Annotated in this window: 20 protein-coding genes and 1 pseudogene; 4 read left to right on the top strand and 17 right to left on the bottom strand. The window is 62.3% G+C overall.

Features of this window, described 5'->3' with window-relative positions; genetic code table 11:
- Positions 1-40 precede the first annotated feature (40 nt).
- The 13 genes from L0D18_RS00100 to L0D18_RS00040 form a co-directional block, all read right to left on the bottom strand.
- Positions 41-343: a metal-sulfur cluster assembly factor gene (locus tag L0D18_RS00100; protein ID WP_243026639.1), complete on the bottom strand. Its 303-nt coding sequence runs from the start codon at positions 341-343 to the stop codon at positions 41-43.
- Positions 340-1491, bottom strand: a complete 1152-nt coding sequence (locus tag L0D18_RS00095; RefSeq protein ID WP_243026638.1) for a hypothetical protein — start codon at positions 1489-1491, stop codon at positions 340-342. Before L0D18_RS00095 ends, L0D18_RS00100 begins: the two co-directional genes overlap by 4 nt.
- Positions 1492-1540: 49 nt before the next feature.
- Positions 1541-2392 (bottom strand): protoglobin domain-containing protein, encoded by an 852-nt coding sequence (locus L0D18_RS00090; protein ID WP_243026637.1) that lies wholly within the window; start codon positions 2390-2392, stop codon positions 1541-1543.
- Positions 2389-2826: a hypothetical protein gene (locus tag L0D18_RS00085; protein WP_243026636.1), complete on the bottom strand. Its 438-nt coding sequence runs from the start codon at positions 2824-2826 to the stop codon at positions 2389-2391. The genes L0D18_RS00090 and L0D18_RS00085 overlap by 4 nt, the downstream gene beginning before the upstream one ends.
- 13 nt (positions 2827-2839) lie before the next feature.
- Positions 2840-3664: a DUF2249 domain-containing protein gene (locus tag L0D18_RS00080; protein ID WP_243026635.1), complete on the bottom strand. Its 825-nt coding sequence runs from the start codon at positions 3662-3664 to the stop codon at positions 2840-2842.
- Positions 3637-3855 carry a DUF2249 domain-containing protein gene (locus L0D18_RS00075; protein ID WP_243026634.1) on the bottom strand — a complete coding sequence of 73 codons (219 nt, stop codon included), beginning with the start codon at positions 3853-3855 and terminating at the stop codon, positions 3637-3639. The genes L0D18_RS00080 and L0D18_RS00075 overlap by 28 nt, the downstream gene beginning before the upstream one ends.
- 120 nt (positions 3856-3975) lie before the next feature.
- Positions 3976-5307 (bottom strand): MFS transporter, encoded by a 1332-nt coding sequence (locus L0D18_RS00070; protein WP_243026633.1) that lies wholly within the window; start codon positions 5305-5307, stop codon positions 3976-3978.
- Positions 5301-6632 (bottom strand): MFS transporter, encoded by a 1332-nt coding sequence (locus tag L0D18_RS00065; protein ID WP_243026632.1) that lies wholly within the window; start codon positions 6630-6632, stop codon positions 5301-5303. Before L0D18_RS00065 ends, L0D18_RS00070 begins: the two co-directional genes overlap by 7 nt.
- A 3-nt stretch (positions 6633-6635) precedes the next feature.
- A complete protein-coding gene (gene narI / locus L0D18_RS00060; RefSeq protein ID WP_243026631.1) occupies positions 6636-7313 on the bottom strand; it encodes a respiratory nitrate reductase subunit gamma in 678 nt (225 codons plus the stop codon).
- A 3-nt stretch (positions 7314-7316) separates the two neighbouring features.
- Positions 7317-7829, bottom strand: coding sequence for a nitrate reductase molybdenum cofactor assembly chaperone (locus L0D18_RS00055; RefSeq protein WP_243026630.1), 513 nt, complete (start codon positions 7827-7829; stop codon positions 7317-7319).
- 9 nt (positions 7830-7838) lie between these two features.
- A complete protein-coding gene (narH, locus tag L0D18_RS00050) occupies positions 7839-9374 on the bottom strand; it encodes a nitrate reductase subunit beta (protein WP_243026629.1) in 1536 nt (511 codons plus the stop codon).
- A gap of 12 nt (positions 9375-9386) precedes the next feature.
- Positions 9387-12977: a nitrate reductase subunit alpha gene (locus L0D18_RS00045; RefSeq protein WP_243026628.1), complete on the bottom strand. Its 3591-nt coding sequence runs from the start codon at positions 12975-12977 to the stop codon at positions 9387-9389.
- 2 nt (positions 12978-12979) lie between these two features.
- Positions 12980-13774, bottom strand: coding sequence for a c-type cytochrome (locus L0D18_RS00040; protein ID WP_243026627.1), 795 nt, complete (start codon positions 13772-13774; stop codon positions 12980-12982).
- Between the two features lie 97 nt (positions 13775-13871).
- On the opposite strand from L0D18_RS00040, the gene L0D18_RS00035 reads away from it, so the two are divergent.
- The 4 genes from L0D18_RS00035 (at position 13872) to L0D18_RS00020 (ending at position 17564) form a co-directional block, all read left to right on the top strand.
- Entirely contained in the window at positions 13872-15680 is a 1809-nt protein-coding gene (locus L0D18_RS00035) for a GAF domain-containing protein (RefSeq protein WP_243026626.1), read from the top strand.
- 2 nt (positions 15681-15682) lie between these two features.
- A complete protein-coding gene (locus L0D18_RS00030; RefSeq protein WP_243026625.1) occupies positions 15683-16336 on the top strand; it encodes a Crp/Fnr family transcriptional regulator in 654 nt (217 codons plus the stop codon).
- A 273-nt stretch (positions 16337-16609) separates the two neighbouring features.
- Positions 16610-16987 carry a cupin domain-containing protein gene (locus L0D18_RS00025; protein ID WP_243026624.1) on the top strand — a complete coding sequence of 126 codons (378 nt, stop codon included), beginning with the start codon at positions 16610-16612 and terminating at the stop codon, positions 16985-16987.
- Positions 16988-16997: 10 nt separating this feature from the next.
- The gene (locus tag L0D18_RS00020) at positions 16998-17564 is read left to right on the top strand and encodes a hemerythrin domain-containing protein (RefSeq protein WP_243026623.1); all 567 of its coding nucleotides are present in this window, start codon (positions 16998-17000) and stop codon (positions 17562-17564) included.
- Here L0D18_RS00020 and L0D18_RS11990 read toward each other — a convergent pair.
- The 4 genes and pseudogenes from L0D18_RS11990 to L0D18_RS00005 all read right to left on the bottom strand — a co-directional run.
- The gene (locus L0D18_RS11990) at positions 17518-17823 is read right to left on the bottom strand and encodes a hypothetical protein (protein WP_423247887.1); all 306 of its coding nucleotides are present in this window, start codon (positions 17821-17823) and stop codon (positions 17518-17520) included. The genes L0D18_RS00020 and L0D18_RS11990 overlap by 47 nt on opposite strands.
- A pseudogene (locus L0D18_RS11985) lies at positions 17821-18117 on the bottom strand (2Fe-2S iron-sulfur cluster-binding protein); the annotation flags it as partial. The pseudogene L0D18_RS11985 and the gene L0D18_RS11990, both read right to left, overlap by 3 nt.
- The gene (locus L0D18_RS00010) at positions 18114-18839 is read right to left on the bottom strand and encodes a sulfurtransferase TusA family protein (RefSeq protein WP_243026622.1); all 726 of its coding nucleotides are present in this window, start codon (positions 18837-18839) and stop codon (positions 18114-18116) included. The gene L0D18_RS00010 and the pseudogene L0D18_RS11985, both read right to left, overlap by 4 nt.
- A 359-nt stretch (positions 18840-19198) precedes the next feature.
- A partial coding sequence (locus L0D18_RS00005) for an indolepyruvate ferredoxin oxidoreductase subunit alpha (RefSeq protein WP_243026621.1) occupies positions 19199-19429 on the bottom strand: 231 nt, incomplete at its 5' end.

Raw genomic sequence — 19429 nt, 5'->3', positions numbered from 1 at the left:
GGCCTAAGCCATGGCGGGGTGGTATGAGGACCCCTGGGCCCTAAAGCCAGCCCAAAAGCCTCTTGGCCTCCTCGGAAAGCCGGTCCGGGGTCCAGGGCGGCTCAAAGGTGACCTCCACCTCCACCTCCTCCACCCCGGGGAGCCGGCTAAGGGCCTGGCGTACCGCATCCCCCATGCTGTCGTGCAGGGGGCAGCCTGGGGTGGTCAGGGTCATGCGCACGTAGGCCCTGGGCGGCTCCACTTGAAGCTCGTAGATAAGCCCCAGGTTCACCACATCCAAGCCCAGCTCCGGGTCGTAGACCGAACGCAAAAGGTTCCACGCCTGCTCTTCCAACGGGCTCATCGCCGCATCACCTCCCAAAGGGCATAGGCATGGGGGAAAGCCCCTAAGAAGTAGACCCACCCCGCCCAGGGGAAGAGGGGGACCAGCAAAGCCCCTAGGGCCAAAAGCCCCCCCGCCAGATACCCCGCCCCCTCGGGCAGCATCTCCTTGAGCATGGGGACCTTCTCTTTCCCCGCTTTAGGGGCATAGCGGTGGGTCCAGACCAAAAAGGGCAGGATCTTGTAGAGCATCCCCGTCACCACAAGCCCCACGAAGCCCAAGCCAAACCACAAGGCGGCCCACACGGGGTTAAAGGGCAGGGCGAAAAGGGCAAGGCCCAGGAAGAATAGCCCCGCAAGGTAGTGCCGCACCCCGATATCCAGGGTCTTTTTCATGCGGTTCTTGAGGATGCGCCAAGTATCGTAAAGGGCTAAGGCATAGGCTAGGAGAAGGAGAAGGTACCCAAGCCTCTCCCCCATGGCCAAGCCCAGAAGCCCCAGGTTAGCCGCCCAAAGAAGGAGCCCTAAGACCCTTTCGTCCACCCCGTGGGTAAGGGTGAACATGGAAAGAAGCTTGTAGCCCACCCCCAAGATGGAAAGGAGAAAGATGCCTCCCAGACCAGCTAGGAGATGCCAGGTAAGCCGCTCGGGGTCGTAGAAGCCGTACCGCTGGGAGAGGGCTTGCAAGAGTCCCAGTAAAGGGGTAAGGACCAGGTAGAAGACCACCCAGGCCAAGGCGGTGGCCACCCGGTTCCAGCGGGGGGCTAGGCGGAAGGTGAGGTAGGCGTGGTAAGCAAAGAAGCAGAGGGCCGAAAGCACCAAGGCCCCGCCTACCGGCACCAAGAAAAAAGCCTGGGTAAAACCCCAGGCCAGCAAAAAGACCCCTAGCCCCCAAAGGGCCATCACCGGATACCCCCACTCCGGGCGGTAAAGGGGCGCCTCGAGGACCACGGGCAAAAGCTGGTGCATGGCTCCGAGGAGCACCCCCACCCCAAAGCCCAGAAGGAACAGGTGGGCTACCGCCAAGCCCCAGGGGTGCCGGGGAGTAAGGATGGCCTCGGGATGGAAGGCCCAAAGCAAGAGGGCCACCAGCCAAAAGACCTCCCCCAGAAGGACGAACCCCAAGGGAATGGACAAGGGGATGACGCGGTTATGGGCGGTGACCATCATCGGCTTAATCCTGATTCTTTTACTCAGGATTCACCATGACCTAGGTCAATCAGCGGCCCGGAGGGAGAAGGGTAAGGCGATCCCCCTCCTTCAAAGGCGTAGCCAGACCCTGAAGGTAGCGCACATCCCGGCCGTTTAAGAGCACCGCCCAGCGGGGCCTAAGCCGCCAAAGGGTCTTGGGCTCAAGCCAAAGCCCCACCTCCTCCTCGGCCAGAAGGGCTTCCAGGGCCAGGTCCCTTAGGGCAGGGCTAATGGTGAACACCTTGCGTAGCGCCTCCTCCACATCCCCCGCCCGCAAGGAAACGGGCTTGGGTAAGGCGGGGTGGGCCAGGCCCAAGGCCTGGAAAGTTACGGTCACTTGCCCTTCCTTTAGGGCCATGGCGGCGTCAAACCCTTTGCGCATCACCTCCTCCTGGGCGGAAAGGTAAACGAGCCAGGGACGCACATCCCGCACCCTTTCCGCCAGATACTGCCCCACCTGGGCAAAGGAAAGGCCCACGTACTCCGGGGGGATGAAGGCCCCTTTGGGACCCAGGCCCCCATGCCAAAGCCCCGCCCGGTACACCTCCCGGGCGAACTCCACCGAGGTGTCCACCCCGATGGTGCGGGAAAGCCAAGCGGAGAAAAAGGCCCGCCTCAGGTAAAGCTCCTCCTCCTTAACCCTTCCCTCCCAGCCCAGGGCCCGGGCGGTGCCCGGGTGGCGGCTTAGGTGGTCATAGACCCCAGCCACGAAAGGTGCCGCACCTTCAAGAAGCCTCTCCGCATCCAGGCGCATGCCCCTCTTCTCCGCCTCCCCCAGCCCGCCAAAGGCCAGCAGCTCGGCCAGAACCTCCTCGGGCAGGGGCGGCAGGTCCAGGATGAGGACCTCCGTGGCCTCGGAAAAGGTAACCCCCGGCTTCATCCTCCCCTCCTTTCCCTTTCCTCGCGCATTTTCCTCAGCATATCCCCCGTGACCACCCGCCTACGCATGGCCCAGGCGAACACCAGGGTGGCGAGAAGCTGAAAGACACCGGAAAGCCCAAGCCAGGGGCGCAAACCCTCCTGCCCCAGGAGGTAAAGGGGCTCCAAGAAAAGCCTCAGGAGGAGGCCGGCATTGAGGAGGAAGAAGGTGAGGGCCTCGAGGGCATCCTGCCTCAAGCCCCCGGGCCTCGGCATCATCCAGTAAGCCACCCCCATCACCATCTGCAGGAAGAAGCCCACCAGCCCTGCGTGCACATGGGAAGGCCTAAGGGGTCCCACCAGGCTCGGGAAGAGATAGAAGAGGGTGCCCAAGAGGGCGGTGTAGACCAGGTATAAAAGCGCCGCCCGGATGAAGAGGAAGTGCCAAAAGCCCATGGGCCTTGGGGGCCTACCCTCCTTTCCGGATCAAGATCTTCACCTGCCCCGGGCCCAGGTCCTTGAGCAGATAGGCGTGCCCCTCCTCCTCGAGGCGGGCCAGGAGGTGCACGGGCCTACGCACGTGGTGGACCAGAAGCTTCTCCCCGGGCTTTAGCTGGGCGAGGGCCTCCAGCACCCGCATCATGGGCAAGGGGGGCTCGAGGTTCTCCTCAATGGAGACCTCCGCCTGATAGTTATCCCAATCCGCCTCGCTGAGTGGAACTAGACCAGCGGAGGTCTTCTGGCCCCCTTCCACCTTCACCCGGTAAAAGTGCGCCCGGTAGTGCCTCTCCCCAAGCCGTTCGCACCAGGCTAAGAAGCCTTGTTTTCCCAAGGCCCTGTAAAGGGGGATGGGCTCAAAGAGCACCTCCAGCACGAGCCTCTCCCCGGGCTTCACCTCCTTGGCCGCGGCCATGATGGCCTGGAAGGGCTCCCCACCCTGTTCCAGGATGGGCCGCACATCCAACCGAAATCCCACGGGAGCGGAAACCCAGGAAGGAGGTGGGGTGCCAAGGAGGCTTTCCACATCCTTGGCCTCCAGCACCTCTGGCGTGGCCTCCACCCCTAGGGCCCGGTTCAGCCAGGCCACCAGCTCTTCCGGCTTTAGGCCCCCTATCCTGGCCGCCTGGGCCACGGTAACCAGGCTGGGCATGGTCCTGCGCAGGATGGGATTCCTGAGCTTTTGGAAGGCCGGGCTTGCCTCCACCAGGACCGGAAGGAGCTCTGGCCAGCGCCTCAAGACCTCGGCCACTTTCATATCGGGCCGAACTACCTCTTGCCGATCCTCACCCGCCATACCTCAGGGCCCTCCTCCAGGTAAGCCCAGTCCACCTGCCCTGGCCTCTCCGCCATGAGCTGGTAATAGAGGGGCTTTGGGTCGTGGTCGTTGACCAGGACAAAGCCCTCCCCAGGCTTTAGGCTGTCAAAAAGGGCAAAGATCCTGGGGTGCCGTTCCCGCGGGGGTAGGGTGCGCACATCCAGCTCCATGCCCTTAAAATCCCTTATCCTCTTCTCCCCGGCCATGACTTGGGTCAAGGGAAGCCCCGGGCCTTGGGGCCCTGCCCCCTGCCGGGGCCCCACCCTGGCCATGGCCAGGGTGGGGTGGGATTAGCAAGGCTTCTCCGCCCCTTTCCGGGCGTAGTAGTACCAGTTCAGGAAAAGATTCAGGGCGTAGAAGACCATGAGGCCATAGAAGAAGGCGGTGAAGCCTCCGGTGACCCTCTGCGTATAAGCGGCCAGGGTGGAGAAGAGGAAAGGGCCATAGGCGGCTATGGCCGCGGTCCAACCGATGACCCCTCCTGCCTGCCTGGGCGGGAAGATCATGGGCATCTGCTTAAAGGTGCTGGCGTTCCCCACCCCGCTGAAGAAGAAAACCAGGAGCATGGCCAGGACAAAGAAGGCAAACTGTTCCAAAGACGTGGGGTGGGCGAAAAGGGTCACCAGGAGGGCGGAAAAGAAGAGGCCAATGGCCGAAACCTGGGTGACGATGGCCCCGCCAAAGCGGTCGGAAACGGGCCCAGCGACTACCCGGGCCAAGGAACCCACCAAAGGCCCCAGGAACGCATACCTCAAGGGGTCCGGAGCCCCGTCAAACTTCCCGTAAACCTCCCGGATCAGAAGGGGGAAGATGGCGGAAAACCCCGAGAAGGAGCCGAAGGTCATGATGTAGAGGCTGGTCATGATCCAGGTGTGCTTGTCGCGGAAAATATCAAATTGCTCCCGGAAGTTGGCTCGGACGGGAACGCTCCGCAAGTACACCCAGGCCAGCCAAGCCCCCACCAAGACCAAGGGCACCCAGAGGAAAGTGGCATTCTGAAGCCAGATGGGTTGGGACACCCCGGGCTTAGGGGTGAAGGTCTGAGGCCCCCCGAGAAGAGAACCAAAAAGGGCAAAGCCGATAACCCAGGGGGTTACGAACTGGACCACGGACACGCCAAAGTTGCCGATCCCTGCCTGCAACCCCAGGGCTGTCCCCTGGAGGCGCTTGGGAAAGAAGTAGCTGGTGGAGGGCATGAAGCCGGAAAAGTTCCCCCCGCCGATCCCCGCCAAAAAGGCCAGGAGCAGAAGGACCCAGTAGGGGGTTTCGGGGTTTTGTACGGCGAAGCCCCAGCCCAAGAGGGGGATGAGGAGGAGGAGGGTGGAGAAGGTCACCAGGTGCCGGGTGCCCAGGATGGGGGGCAAAAAGGTCCAGACGATGCGCAAGGTACCCCCTGCAAGCCCCGGCATGGCCGTAAGCCAGAAGAGCTGGGTGGTGGAAAGCTCAAACCCCACCTTGGGCAGGCGGACCACCAGGGCGCTCACCGCAAACCAGGTGATGAAGGCCAGGGTGAGGTTGAAGGTGGTGATCCAAAGGGTACGCCAGGCCAAGCCGGGGTCCCAGCGCTTAGGGTCTTCCGGGTTCCACTCACGAATCCAAGTCCCCTTGTAAACCTTTAGCATGGGCGATCTCCTTTCAGTTCGAACTCGTTCTTCAGCTGCTTGGCCTCCTGCTGCAGGAGCTGCAACACGGTAAGGTGCATCCAGAGGAAACTGATGCCCGCTAGGAGGAAAAGGACGAAGAAGGTCATCTGGGGCAGGCCGGTCCAGGCCTGGGCGTAGGCAAAGAGAGGGGGCAAGAAGAACCCGCCTAAGGCCCCCAGCATCCCCACCAACCCCCCCACCGCCCCCACGTCCTTGGGGAAGTAGGTGGGGATGTGCTTGTAGACCGCGGCCTTGCCGACCCCCATCCCCACGCCGATCAGGAAGACCAAAGCGGTGAAGAGCCAGACGTTCATGGTGAACTGCATGACCTCCTTGGTCCCCTGCTTGGTGTAAAGGACGATATGCCCCTCGGGCATCATGAGGATCCCGGAGGCCAGGAGGATAATGCCGAAGGTCCAGTACATGACCCGCCGAGCCCCAAAGCGGTCGGAAAGGTAGCCCCCAAAGGGCCTCAAAAGGCTTGCGGGGAAGATGAAAAGGGCGGTGAGGAGGGCGGCTTCATGAAGGGGCAGGCCGAAGACATCCACGTAGTACTTGGGAAGCCAGGCGCTCAAGGCCACGTAGGCCCCGAAGACCACCACGTAGTACAGGCTGAAGCGCCACACCCGGATGTGCTTAAGGGGCATCAGCATCTCCAGGAAAGGCCGCCCTTGGCCCGGGCGCTTGTCCTGCCCGGGGGTACCAAACCACATGAGGAGGCCCATCAGCACTAAAAGCACCGCATAGAGGAAGGGGATGAAGCGCCAGCCCCCGGGGATGAGCCCCCCCAGGTACCCCGCTGGGGGAATGCTCACGATGAGGGACGGGCCGATGAACTTGGTGACGCTGGCCCCCACGTTCCCCGCCCCGAAGAGGCCCAAGGCGAAGCCCTGCTGGTCCTTGGGGAACCAGGCGGAGTTCCAGGCGATGCCCACGCTAAAGGAGTTTCCAGCAAAGCCCACCAGGAAGGCGTAGAGGAGAAGCTCCTCGTAGCTTCCCGCCCGGGAGACCAGGTAGGCGGGGATGGCGGTGAAGAAGAGCATGAGGGTGAAAACCAGCCGCCCCCCGTAGCGGTCGGTGAGGATGCCGGCGAGAAGCCGCCACAGGGAGCCATTCAGGATGGCCACGGCCGAAAGCCAGGAAAGCTGGACATCGGTAAGACCAAACTCCTTGCGGATGGGCACCCCCAACACCCCAAACATCAGCCAGACCGCGAACATCAGGGTGAAGCCGATTGTGGAAAACCAGAGGACCCGGAGCCGGTCTGGACGCTCTTTTTCCAGTTGGATGGGATCATGGACCATGATTCACCCCGCCAGCTTGCGCACCCAGATGACGATCTGCCAGGGCCTGAGGACGTACCCCAAGGGAATGGTGATGATGTGCACCAACCGGGAGAAGGGGAAGACCGCCAGGAAGACCCAGAAGTTGAAGACGTGAAGCTGGGTCCAGAAGGGGAGATCAGCGATGAGTTCCGGCCTTGGCTTCAGGGTAAGGATGGACCAGAGGTAAGGGGTCATGACCGCGGGGAACCAGTAGCTGCCATAGCGGTAAAGAAGGGCGGTAAGGACCCCGGTAAGCGCCGAGATGAGGACCACCACCAACACCGCGTAATCCATGGGGGTGGAAGCCGCCCGTACCCGGGCCACGGAAAGCCTCCGGGTGAGGAGCACCCAGGTCCCCACCAAGGCCCAAAGCCCTAGGCCAAGCCCGGTGATCTCCAGAAGGTAGAGCCTTAAGGGCACCGCGTTCCAGAGGAGAAGCCCCTTGGGGATGAGGAGCGCCAGCAAGTGGCCAAGGAGCACCAGGACCAGTCCCCAGTGCATGGCGATGGAGCCGTAGAAGAGGCGCCTCTGCTCCAGGAGCTGGCTGGACTGGGCGGAAACGGAAAAGGGCCTATAGGCCATGCGGTAAGCGGTCACCACCACCGCCAAGGTGAGGGCGATGTAGGGGAAGATGCCGAAGAGAAGCGCGTTCCAGTTCATCCTTCACCTCCTAGCCAAATCCCCTTGCAAGGCCTCCTGAACCCCCTCGAGGACCAGGAGGTAGGGGTTCTTGGCATCCAGGGTCTTAAGGGTCTTGTGCATCTCGTTAAGGGCCTTGGGCAGGATCTCCAGAAGCTCGGGAAGGGGGTTTTCACACCGGGCCAGGTAGCGGAGCACGTTGGCCAGGTGGTCAGGAAGCTCGCTTCCCGGGTCCAAGGAGATCTCCCGGTAGGCCCGCACCAAAGCCGCCAAAAGCTCCCCCCGCTGGTAGCTCTCCCCGTAGACGGCAAAGCCCACATAAGGGGCCGTGGTGGGGGTAAGGTCAAGGGTGCGGGTGTAAAGCTCCTCCCACTCGCCCAAGGGGAGCTCCTCCACCTGGCGAAGAAAGCGTTCCAGCTTCGCCTTGGCCGGACCCCGGGGGCAGGCGATCCACCGCCGCCAAAGCTCCTCCAAGCGCCCCGGCATGGGGTAGTCCAAGGCCAGGGCCAGGGTTTCCAAAAGGGTGGCCTTGCCCATGGTCTCCTCCTACTCGCCCCGCACGGGCGGCTGGATGTAGCCAAAGCCCGTCTCCCCCTTGTGGGCCAGGGGGTCCTTCCAAACCTCCGCCGCCATCTCCCGGTGGTAGGGGGGCAGCACGAAGCGCTCCTCCAGGGTGGGCAGGGTGGTGAGGCGGTAGATGGCCTCGGCCTCCTCGAGGGTGAGTCCGGCCTCCCGCAAGACCTTCTGGGCCCTTTCCGTGACGCCGCCCTCTAGGCTTTCCTGCCGTTTCAGGATGCGCACCGCCAGCATCTTCTTGAGGGCGGGCACGATGAGGCTTTCGTTGCCAGCTGTGAAGAGGTTCGCCAAGTACTTCACCGGCATCCTGGCCTTTTCCAGGTTTTCGTAGACCTCAAAGTCCAGATCCGTTTCCGGGATGTCCAGCCGCACCAGCCCCTCCCTCCCCTTGCCCGCCCTCAAGGCCTTCTCCAGGGTGGAGACCACTGGGGAAAGGGGTGGGACGTAGAACATCATGGCCAGGGTGCGGTACTCGGGGTGCAAGGGGAAGGCGAGCCGCCAGATCTTCACGAACTTGTAGATGGGGGAGTTTTGCGCGGCTTTGATCCACCCATCGTCGATGCCTTCCGCCTTGGCAGCGGCGATGACCTCAGGGTCAAAGGGATCCAAGATGATGGAGAGCTGGGACTCCACCAGCCGGTCGTCGGGCACCATGGCCGCCTCGGGGATGCGGTCGGCATCGTAGAGGAGGACCCCCATGTAGCGGATCCGCCCCACGCAGGAGTGGGCGCAGGCCGGGGCCTGGCCGGTTTCCAACCGGGGGAAGCAGAGGATGCACTTTTCGCTTTTACCGGTAGCCCAGTTGTAGTAGACCTTCTTGTAGGGGCAGGCGGCCACGCACATCCGCCAGGCCTTGCACTTGTTCTCGTTGACCAGGACCACCCCGTCCTCCGCCCGCTTGTAGATGGCCCCGGTGGGGCAGGCGGCCACGCAAGCCGGATTCAGGCAGTGGTTGCAGATGCGGGGCAGGTACTGGAAGACCACCCCCTCGATCTCGGAAAGCTGGGCCCGCACCTCGGGGTCCAAGCCCCTTAGGTTAGGGTCGTTTTGGGCGTAAAGGGGGCTTCCCCCCAGGTCGTCGTCCCAGTTGGGGCCGGAAGCGGGGGTCATCACCTCCCCGGTGATCATGGAAACGGGAACCGCGGTGGGCTGGTCCTCCCCTTCTGGGCTGGTGAAGAGGTCGCTATAGCGGAAGGTGTAAGGGTCGTAGTAGTCGTCTATGGAGGGTAAGGCGGGGTTGAAGAAAAGGCGGAAAAGCCCCTGGGTGCGGGAGTGCAGGCGAAGGTCCAGGTGGCCGTCCTTATACTCCCAGCCCCCCTTGAAGCGGTCCTGGTCCTCCCAACCCGTGGGGTAGCCGGCACCGGGCCGGGTCTCCACGTTGTTCCACCACATGTACTCCGCGCCCTTGCGGTCGGTCCAGAGGTTCTTGCAGGCGATGGAGCAGGTGTGGCAGCCGATGCACTTGTCCAGGTGGAAGAGCATGGACATGTGGGTTCTAACCTTCATGGCGTTCCTCCTTCACCACTCCGGGGGCCGCTCCAGCTTGCGCACGAAGACCCAGGTATCCCGGTTCACCCCCACCGGCCCCCAGTAGTTGAAGGCGTAGGTGAACTGGGCGTAGCCGCCCGACATCAGCACGGGCTTGAGGCGGGCCCGGGTGATGGAGTTGTTCATGCCGGCCCGCTTGCCCCTTAAGGGGCTTTTGGGGATGCCCACCGTGCGCTCGGTGGCGTGGTAGACGAAGACCGTTCCCCTGGGGATGCGGGCAGAAACGATGGCCCTTTGCACGAAGACCCCGTTGTCGTTGAAAAGCTCCACCCAGTCGTTGTCCCTAATGCCCAGTTCCGCGGCATCCTTATCGTTGAGCCAGACCGGGTACCCGCCCCGGGAAAGGGTCATCATGCGGTGGTTCTCCGAGTAGGTGGAGTGGATGGACCACTTCCCGTGGGGGGTGATGTAGTTAAGGAGCTTGCCCTGGGCCTCCTTAAGGGTCTTTTCCGTTTCCTGGAGCATGTGGACTTCGGGCCTGGGCTTGTAGGTGGGCAGGTGCTCGCCGAAGGCCAGGTAGTTGGGGTGGTCCAGGTAGAAGTGCTGCCTGCCGGTGAGGGTGCGCCAGGGGACGAGGCGCTCCACGTTTAGGGTGTAGGGGCTATAGGCCCGCCCCTGGTTGATGATGGCGCTCCAGGTGGGGGTGGTGAGCTGACGGCGAGGCTGGGCCACAAGGTCCTTGAAGGAAATGCGCACGTGGCGGTTCCCCTCGGCCAGGTCGGTGAGCCTGACCCCGGTCTTCTTCTCCTCGTCCGAAAAGGCCCTGTAGGCCAGCTCCCCGTTGGAAACCGGGTCCAAGAAGAGGATGGCCTCCGCCACCTGGCGGGCTTCCTCGAGGCTCGGCCGCTTCTCCCCCTGGAACACCCTGGGCTGGCGTTCCGCCAACTCCTTGTAGAAGTCCTCCACCGGGATGGTAAGCCCGTGCATTCCCACCCCCACCTTCTCCACCACCGGCCCCAGGGTGACCATCTTCTCGTAAAGCTGGGTGTAGTCCCGCTCCACCACCCGGAACTTGGGCATGGTCTTGCCGGGGATGGGCTCCACCTCGCCCTTTTTCCAGTCCCAGTCCTCGGTCTGGGCCAGCTCGTCTGGGGTGTCGTGCTGCAGGGGGATCATCACGATGTCCCTCACCGGGGTAGGCAGGTGGACCCGGGCCAGTTCGGAAACCTTCTTGGCGATGGCCTTAAAGATCTCCCAGTCCGGCTTGGACTCCCAGGAGGGGGGCACCGCCGCCTGCAGGGGGTTGATGAAGGTGTGGAGGTCGGTGGTGTTGAGGTCGTCCTTTTCGTACCAGGTGGCGGCGGGGAGGACGATATCGGAGTAGAGGGCGCTGGTGTCCATGCGGAAGTTGAGGTCCACCACCAGGTCCAGCTTCCCCTCGGGGGCCGGCTTGCGGTAAACCACTTCCTGGACTTGCCCTTCCGCCTTTTCCTCGGCAACGGCGTTGGTGTGGGTGCCCAGGTAGTGCTTCAGGAAGTACTCGTGTCCCTTGGCGCTGGTGCCGATGGCGTTCCCCCGCCAGATGAACCAGACCCTAGGCCAGTTCTCGGGAGCGTCGGGGTCCTCCACGGCTAGCCTCAGCTCCCCCCGCTTAAGGGCCTCCACCACATACTGGACGATCTCCGCCTCGGTCCTGGCCCCCCTGGCCTCGGCCTCTTTGACCACCTCCAAGGGGCTTCTGTTGAACTGGGGGAAGAAGGGAAGCCACCCCTTGCGCACCGCCCGCACCTGGTGGTCAATGGTATGGTCCGTTAAACCCACCGCCGTCTTGTCGTAGGTGGAGAAGCCCCTCTCGTAGCGCCACTGGTCGGAGTGAACGTAGTGGAAGCTGGGGGTGTTCTGCTGCCTCGGGGGGTAGCCCCAGTCGGTGGCGAAGGCGATGGGGCCCCAAGCAGCCTGGTTGGCCAGCTTCTCCTGCCCCACATAGTGGGCCAGGCCTCCGCCGTTTACCCCCACGCTTCCCGTGAGCATCAGGGCCACGATCCCCGCCCGGTACATGAGGTTGTTGTGGTACCAGTGGTTGACCCCGGCCCCCACGATGATGAGGTTCTTACCCCGGGTCTTGAGGCCGTTTTCCGCCCAGGAACGGGCGTACTTAAGGAGGGTGTCCCGGTGGATCCCGGTCCACTTCTCCTGCCAGGCGGGGGTGTAGGGAAGGTCCTCCTCGTAGCCCTTGGGGTAATCCCCAGGCAGGCCCCGTCCCACCCCGAACTGGGCCATGAGGAGGTCAAAGACCGTGGCCACCGCCACCTTTTCTCCCTCTTTGGTGACCACGTACTTGACGGGCACGCCCCGCTTCAGTTTCCGGTCAGAGGAGAAGTCGTCGAACTCCAGAAGGAGGACCTCATCCTCCACCCCTAGGAGGCTCAAGCGGGGAGTTAGGGGCTCACCCGTCTTGGGGTCTTCCAACTTCAGGTTCCACTTGCCCTTCTCCTTCTGCCAGCGGAAGCCAATGGTGCCCCCAGGCATCCTGGGGCCCTTGGCCTCATCCCAAAGGAGGAGCTTGAAATCCCCGTTTTCCTCCTCGGCGTATTCGGAAAGGCGGTTCGCCCTGAGGTAGCGCCCTGGGCGGCCGTTTTGGATCTCAATCAAGAGGGGGGCATCGGTGTAGCGCTTCAGGTAGTCCAGGAAATAGGGCACCTCCCGCTCCGCGTAGTACTCCTTGAGGAGGACGTGGTTCACCGCCATCCAGAAGGCACCGTCCTGGCCGGGGTTGATGGGGATCCACCAGTCGGCGTACTTGGCAACCTGGGAGAAGTCGGGGCTAAAGACGGTGAGCTTGGCCCCGGCGTGGCGCACCTCGGAGATGAAGTGGGTGTCGGGGGTGCGGGTCATGTTGAGGTTGGAGCCCATCACCGCGATGAAACGGGCGTTGTACCAGTCGGCGGACTCGTGGACGTCGGTCTGCTCCCCCCAGATCTCGGGCGAGGCGTTGGGCAGGTCGCAGTACCAGTCGTAGAAGCTTAAGGGTACCCCGCCCAAAAGGGAGAGGAAGCGGCTTCCCGCGGCATAGGAGATCTGGCTCATGGCGGGGATGGGGGAAAAGCCGATGACCCTATCCGGCCCGTAGCGCTTCACCGTGGAGACCACCGCGGCGGCGATGATCTCCAGCACTTCATCCCACCTGGCCCGCCTGAAGCCTCCTTTACCCCGGGCCTTCTGGTAGCGCTTGCGTTTGTGGGGGTCGCCCTGGATGGCCTCCCAGGCGGCCACAGGATCGGGGTGTTGCTTTTTGGCCTCCCGATACAAGTCCAGAAGGGCCCCTTTGGCGTAGGGGTACTTCACCCGGATGGGGCTATAGAGGTACCAGCTGAAGCTGATGCCCCGCTGGCAACCCCGGGGCTCGTAGGGGGGAAGGCCGGCCTCGAGGCTAGGGTAATCCGTGGCCTGGAGCTCCCAGGTGACCACCCCGTCCTTGACGAAGACCTCCCAGGAGCAGGAACCGGTGCAGTTCACCCCGTGGGTGGTGCGCACCCTCTTGTCGTGCTGGAAGCGGTTGCGGTAGAACTCCTCCCACTTCCTCTCCGCCGGGCTCTCAATTTCCTTGATCCAACCGTCCATGTTTACCTCCTAAGCTGGCTTTGGATGCGCTCCGCCAGGCTTTTGGGACGGAGCTGCCAAAGGATGGCTTGGTAGAGGAGAAGAACCCCCAGCACCACTAGGCCCGCCACCAAGAACCGGCCCAGATACGAGGAAAAAGGCCTGGGGACCTCGTTGGACACCTGCGCCAAGAAGGCGGCCACGGCCGCGGCCTCGGCCTCGGTCAAGGGCTTTCCCCTGTAGGCCTCCCGCATCACGGGGAAGGCGGGGTTTTGCAAAAGGGCGGCAAGCCCCGCCTCACCCCCCAAACGCTTGGCCGCGTCCGTGAGGTCCTTACCCATGGACCCTCCACCCAGGAAGCCCACCCCGGCCACCGTATGGCAGGCCTGGCAGGGGGCCCCGCCGTTTTGCAAGGGCCTCTCTCCCAGGTACAGGGCCCGGCCTAAGGCGGGATCCCCCTGGACCTGAGGCGCGGGCGCTCTGGCCTCAGCTTGGGCACCGGATAAGCCCTTTAGATACTGGGCTATGGCCCGGGCCTGGGCCTCGGAGACCTGGGACATGGGAGGCATGACCCCGCTATAGCTCATCCCCCCTACCTCCAGGGGGCCAGAAAGCCCTTCCCGCACCACCTTCAGCACATAGGCCTCATCCTGGACCCGGGGGTTCCCCGCCAAAGGAGGTATGGCCCCGGGGATCCCCTTGGCTTCCGGCCCGTGGCAAGCCGCGCAATGCTGGCCGTATAGGGCCTTTCCGTCTTGGGCCAGCGCCCAGGAGAAGAGCAGGAGCAGGGCCAAGGGATAGAAGCTTTTGCCCGTCATCCTCACCTCCGCGTACCAGGATGGCAAGGGGTCCTTGCGTTCACTGGCAGGGCTCGGGACATATGTCCTAGCGGAAAGGAAGCTACACTGAAGGAGGATGAAGCCCCTGGCCCGGATCCGGCTGGACCCCGAAGGGAGGGCTACGCCCCTCGGGGCCGACCCCTCTTTAGGCCTGGAGGGAAGTGGCCTCCCCTGCGCCCTCCTGGTTCAAGGCCAAGACCCCTTCGGCCGCCCCCTCTGCGCGCGGTGCCCCGTGCAGCGGGAACTTAAACGGGGAGCCTACCGGGCCAGCACCCCCTTGGTGGTTAAAGGTCGGCGTCTTCGCTGCCAGGGGTACCGGGAGAGGGAAGGGTTTTTGGTGGAACTCTACCCCGAGCGGGCCGAGCCCCCGGACCTTCTTCTGGAACTTTCCCGTCTAACGCGGCATCTCTTGCATAACCCCGATGGGTTGCCCCAGGCCCTCGAGGACTTCCTCCGTACCTTGCGCCAAGCCCTGGACATGGAAGCGGCCGAGCTCTTCCTGGCGGATCCCGAGGGACGCCACCTGATCCTGACGGCTTATGAGGGTCTCCACCGCGAGGCCTTTTTGGAAAGACCGTGGTTCCAGCTGGGCGAAGGCTACCCCGGTATCGTGGCCTTAAGGCGTGAACCCCTGATCACCCATACCCTTGGGGAAGACCGCCGTTATTTACGGCAAAAGGTCAAACAGCTGGGCTACCAGACCTATATCTGCTACCCCCTTGAACTTCCCCAAGGGCTTATCGGGGTCCTGAATCTGGCCTCCCGCAACCCGCAGCTGGACCACAAAGATTCTTTGGAAACGCTTTCCCGCATCGCTCCCCTCTTCGCCAGTACCCTTTACACCCTCCTCACCCGGTTAGGGGAAGTGGGCTTAGAGGCCCTCCACCAACACCTCTACCGGGGCGAGGTCTCCGAGGCCCGCTTGGCCTTCCTTAAGGAAATCCGGCAGCTCACCCAAGCCACGGGGATCCGGGTGGTGGCCCGGGGTGGGGAGAGATGGGAGCTGGGCCTGGTTCCCGCCTGTGCCATGCAGGACTGCCCCGCTTGGAAAGGCCAGGTGGTAGGTCACAAGAACGGGCTCCCTGACTGCCCAGAGGCCCAGGGACGTCCCAGGACCTGCCTTCCCCTTTGGGCCCGGGGGGAAGTGGTGGCCATGGTTACCCTGTTCCACGCCCACCCTCCCAAACCCGCCACCCGCCCAGCCGCTCCCGCCCTTTGGTTTTCCCGCCTGGCGACCCCCTTTCTCTTCCCCTCCTTGTTCCAGGAAAAGGCCCAGGCCCCGGAGCTGGAGATCTACGCCCTGGGGCAGTTCCGCCTAAGGTACCGTGGAAAGGCACTGACTCCCAAAAGCTTTGGGCGAAGCGGGGCGTTCCAGCTTTTCAAGTATCTATTAGCCAACAAGGACCGGGCCCTTTACATGGAGGACATCTGCGAAACCCTCTGGCCCGAACTGCCGCCGGACCGGGCACGGCAGGAGTTGTACACACAGATCTACCACATTCGCAAAACCCTCCCCGGCATCGTGGAGCGCGAAGGGGACTACTACCGGCTTAGGCTTCCCGAGGACCGCTTCCTGGACTTTGAGCGCTTTGAGGAACTCATGCGCAAGGCCGATCTGGAGGAAGGACTCTCCGCCTTCAAAACCCTCAGGCAGGCCCTGGATCTCTACAAGGGCCCCCTCTTCGGGGATGATCCCTACGGGGAATGGGCGGAGGCGGAGAGGAGTTATCTTCAGGACCGGGCCCTTTCCGGACTCCTCCGGTTGGGCGAGCTGGCCGAGGCTTTAGGCTACGTAGAGGTAGCTAAAGAAGCCTATGCCCGGGCCCTAAAGCTGGAGCCTTATCTAGAAGAAGCCCAAAAGCGCTTGAGCCTTCTAAAGGGGTAGGGATGGATCTTAAACAGGTTCCCCTTTTCCGGGATTTGGCTTATCAGGACCTTGAAGCCATAGGGCAGGAAGCCTGGGCTAGGCAGTTGAAACGGGGCGAGATGCTCTTCCTGGAGGGGGAGCCCGTACACGCCCTCTTCGTGGTGGAGAAGGGCTTGATTAAGGTGTACAAGCTGGACCCAGAAGGACGCAAGCAGGTGGTGTTGCACCTGGAAGGACCGGGGCGGGTCCTGGCCGAGGTAGCCCTATTCCTGGACCGGCCCACCTACCCCGCCAGCGCCGAGGCCCTGGAGGAAAGCCAGGTCCTGGTCATCCCCAAGGAGCGCTTCTTCCAGCTGGTGGAGGCCCGTCCCCCCTTGGCCCGGGCCTTGATCCGCTACCTGGCCCGTCGCCAGGGGCAGCTACTGCACCTTTTGGACCGTCTGGTTTTCCATGAGGTGCGGGAAAGGCTCGGCGAGTACCTTCTAGAGCGCCTCCAGCAGGAAGGACAGGGGTTTACCCTCCCCACCAATCCCGAGCTGGCTGCCCTTTTGGGTACCATCCCCGAGGCCGTTTCTCGCAACCTAGGGCAACTCTACCGCCAGGGCCTCATCCGGCTTAAGGGACGGCAGGTGGAGATTCCGGATCCCCAGGCCCTCGCAGACCTCATAAAGTGATGCCGTTTCGCTATACCGTATACCGTGCAGAAAGGATGTGCTGGGGCCTTGGCATTACGCCCTTTCCGGGCGAAGCTTCGTGGGAGACCCGTAGACCTTTTGGCAAAGCCCCCATCCCTTTTGGATCCCTTGGGCCGCGAGGGCTTAGCCCTTGGGTGCCCCAATCGCGGATTCCATCGCTGAGAACGGTAGGAGGCACCTGGCTCCTGCGAACGGACTTCCGGTATGACCCGGGTCATGGACAAGATGTCCCTACCAACCTAGCCTGGATTTATGGCTGCAGGCGATTTCTCCTTCCAACCCCAGTACGGGAAACTCGTTTCCTATGACAAGGAACGCTTTAACGCCATCCCCCTTGGAGAGGGAGCACACCTTAAAGCCCTACTCACCGCTTTTCTTCCCGGGCAGTTCATTCCCCTGCACACCCCTGGTGTAGACCTGGCCCTTTTGGTCCTCAGAGGAAGGGGATGGCTGGTAGTAGAGGAAAGGGAAATCGAACTTGCCCCAGGTAGCGTCGCCTTGGTGCCCAAAGGAACCCGGCGGGGGATCCGTGCCACCACCAAGATGGTCCTCTTCCAGGTGGTGGCCCCACCACCAAAGGAAGCCGATCATGCCGAGGTGCAAAGGAAGTTAACAAAGGGGGTGTTTTGAAAGGAGACTTATGGTAACCCTTTTTCAAGGCAAGCTCCTGATACGTCCCGGAGGCAGGCTCCGGATCCTAGACTTGGAACCAGGAAAAGAGGTTTCCCTGGAGGTCAAAAGGGGTGAGGACGTCCTCCTGGCCCCCCTTAGGGGAAGGCTGCGGCTCCTCTTTTGGAGGAAGGCCTTTGAGTTGGAGGCTGGAGAAATAGCCCGCCTTTACCGGGGCAGGCTTATCCTGAAGGCCCCCGAGGGGGCGAGGGCCCTCCTGATTACCTTAGGGGTTTCCTCTGAAACCCTGGCCCAGGACCACAAACGCCTCCTGACCCTCCTCGAGGCCCTTCCCTCTAGGGAAGCGGCGGAGGCCTTAGCTCGAAAACTGGAAGAACACATCGCCAAGGAGGAAACCCTTTACTACCCCACCCTGTCCCCAGGAAAGTTAAAGGAACGGCTTCTCGAGCACAGACTCCTAAGGGAACTTCTGGCAGAACTTCTCACCACCCTGAAGGAAAACCGGCCTACTGAAGGTGTTGTCCAGCGGTTCAAGACGGCTCTCCTCGCCCACTCCGAGGCGGAACTGGCGAGTTAAGGGGTTCCATAAGGGCTGGTATTCTGGACACCGGCCCTTGCGGGAGAATCCGCACCCCCGGCTCCCGGAAGAAATACGAGTAGGCCCAGTCTAAAAGGACCAGGAGCCGGTTGCGAAAACCTGCCAGTTCCGTTAGGTGTATCAGGGCCCAAAGGAGCCAGGCGGGAAAGCCTGAAAGGTCCATCCCTGCTATCTGGGCCACGGCTTGGTTGCGCCCGATCACCGCCAGCTGCCCACGATCTCGGTACCGGAAGGGCAAAGGTTCTTTCCCGTGCAAGCTTCGCACCAGATTAAGGGCAGCGTGACGTCCCTCCTGAAGAGCCACAACCAGGGTTTTACAAGCCAGGCGGTTTCGTCCGTTGATGGTCATGGCATCCGACCCACAGACACCCTGACCGCAGGAGTAACGGAAACTTAGGGTACCGTCTATCTCGCTTTTGACCCTCAGCAGAAGATCCAGCACTCGTTCCCGCGGTTCAGCCTCCAAAGTATACCGGGCCCAGTAGGAACCGCCCCCAGAATTCATCCTGCGAATCGCCAACCTCACCCTCATGGTTTCTCTACCCAAAAGCGATGGTAACGAAAGGGGAAAAATCCCCGCCTCTCATGCTTGAGAAGCCGGTAGCCATACTTCAAGGCCCACGCAGGTACCTCATAAGGGGCATAGACATCCCGGGAAAGGAGCTCGAGAACCGTACCAGAAGGTAGGCTTTCCATCACCTCCGTAGCCCGGATCAAACCCAAGGCACAAGGGGTTTTACGATTATCCAGGCGCTTTAGAGGGCGTACTCTAAGGTCATCCAAGTTGCACACGCCCCTTACAGGAGAACACTGGCGGTACAGGGGACAGGTGATGAAGATGACCACCAAAGCCAGGATGAAACCCAGCTTCAGGGGGATGAGCATGAAGGGGAACTTCCCCCAAGCCTCGAGGGGTAGGCGGTACCCAGCGGCCATGAAGAATCCCGTGAACAGAAGGGTGGGAAGCGCCAAACGCACTACGAAGCGGAAACGTTCTAGCTGCCGGGCCCCAGCTACCACCGCTTGCACATATGGATGGCGTATGCCCACGGGAACATTCACTAAGAGGTTGAAAAGCGCCCCACCCAACCAAAGGCCAAAGGCGCTGAGGTGTAGGGCCCGCAAGGCCGAGGGCCAAAGACCTTGGGTATCCCGCTCCGCCCAAAACAGGGTGAGGGCTAGGGAAAGCCCCAAGGCTAGCCCTGGCCTACCCAGCCACAGTCCCAATCCAAGGAACACTTGTGCAAGGGACATATATCCCCAAGCGGGACCGAGATAAGGAAAAAGCGCCAGAGATGGGCTCAGTAGTACAAGGACCAGACCCAAGGGCTGGGCCAAGCGTTTCCAAACCGCTTGTTCCTCCGCCAAAAAAGCCTGGGCCTCCGCTCCCAGATCCTTTTCCTCGCGCAGGTAAAGGGTACGCCAGGCACTGAAACCTAAGGCTAAGGCCAAAAGCCAAAGGAGAAGCCAACGTAGCAAAAGGGCAGGAAGGGAGAGGCCTAGGTGGAGGCCAGTAAAAACTGCCCCTGCCAAGGAAGCAAGGGATATAAGGGTAAAGGCCACTTTGGGCAAGAAGGGTACCTCCTGCCGCACCTCCACCACCGGGCTCAACATCAGCTTTCCTCCAACACGTGCACGTTGGGCAAGGTCTGGGCCCACTCGCGGTTCTTCTTTATGTAAACCCTCCACTCCTCGGGGACATCCTCCTCAGGGTAGATGGCGTTCACCGGACAGGCAGGCACACAGGCCCCGCAGTCAATGCACTCGTCCGGGTGGATGTAAAGCTGCTCGCCAGCATCGTAGATGCATTCCACCGGACAAACCTCCTGGCAAGAACGGTCCTT

Origin of the sequence: Thermus albus, assembly GCF_022760855.1 — a bacterium.
Taxonomy (GTDB): Bacteria; Deinococcota; Deinococci; order Deinococcales; family Thermaceae; genus Thermus; species Thermus albus.
This window is presented reverse-complemented; position numbering and strand designations above follow the sequence as displayed.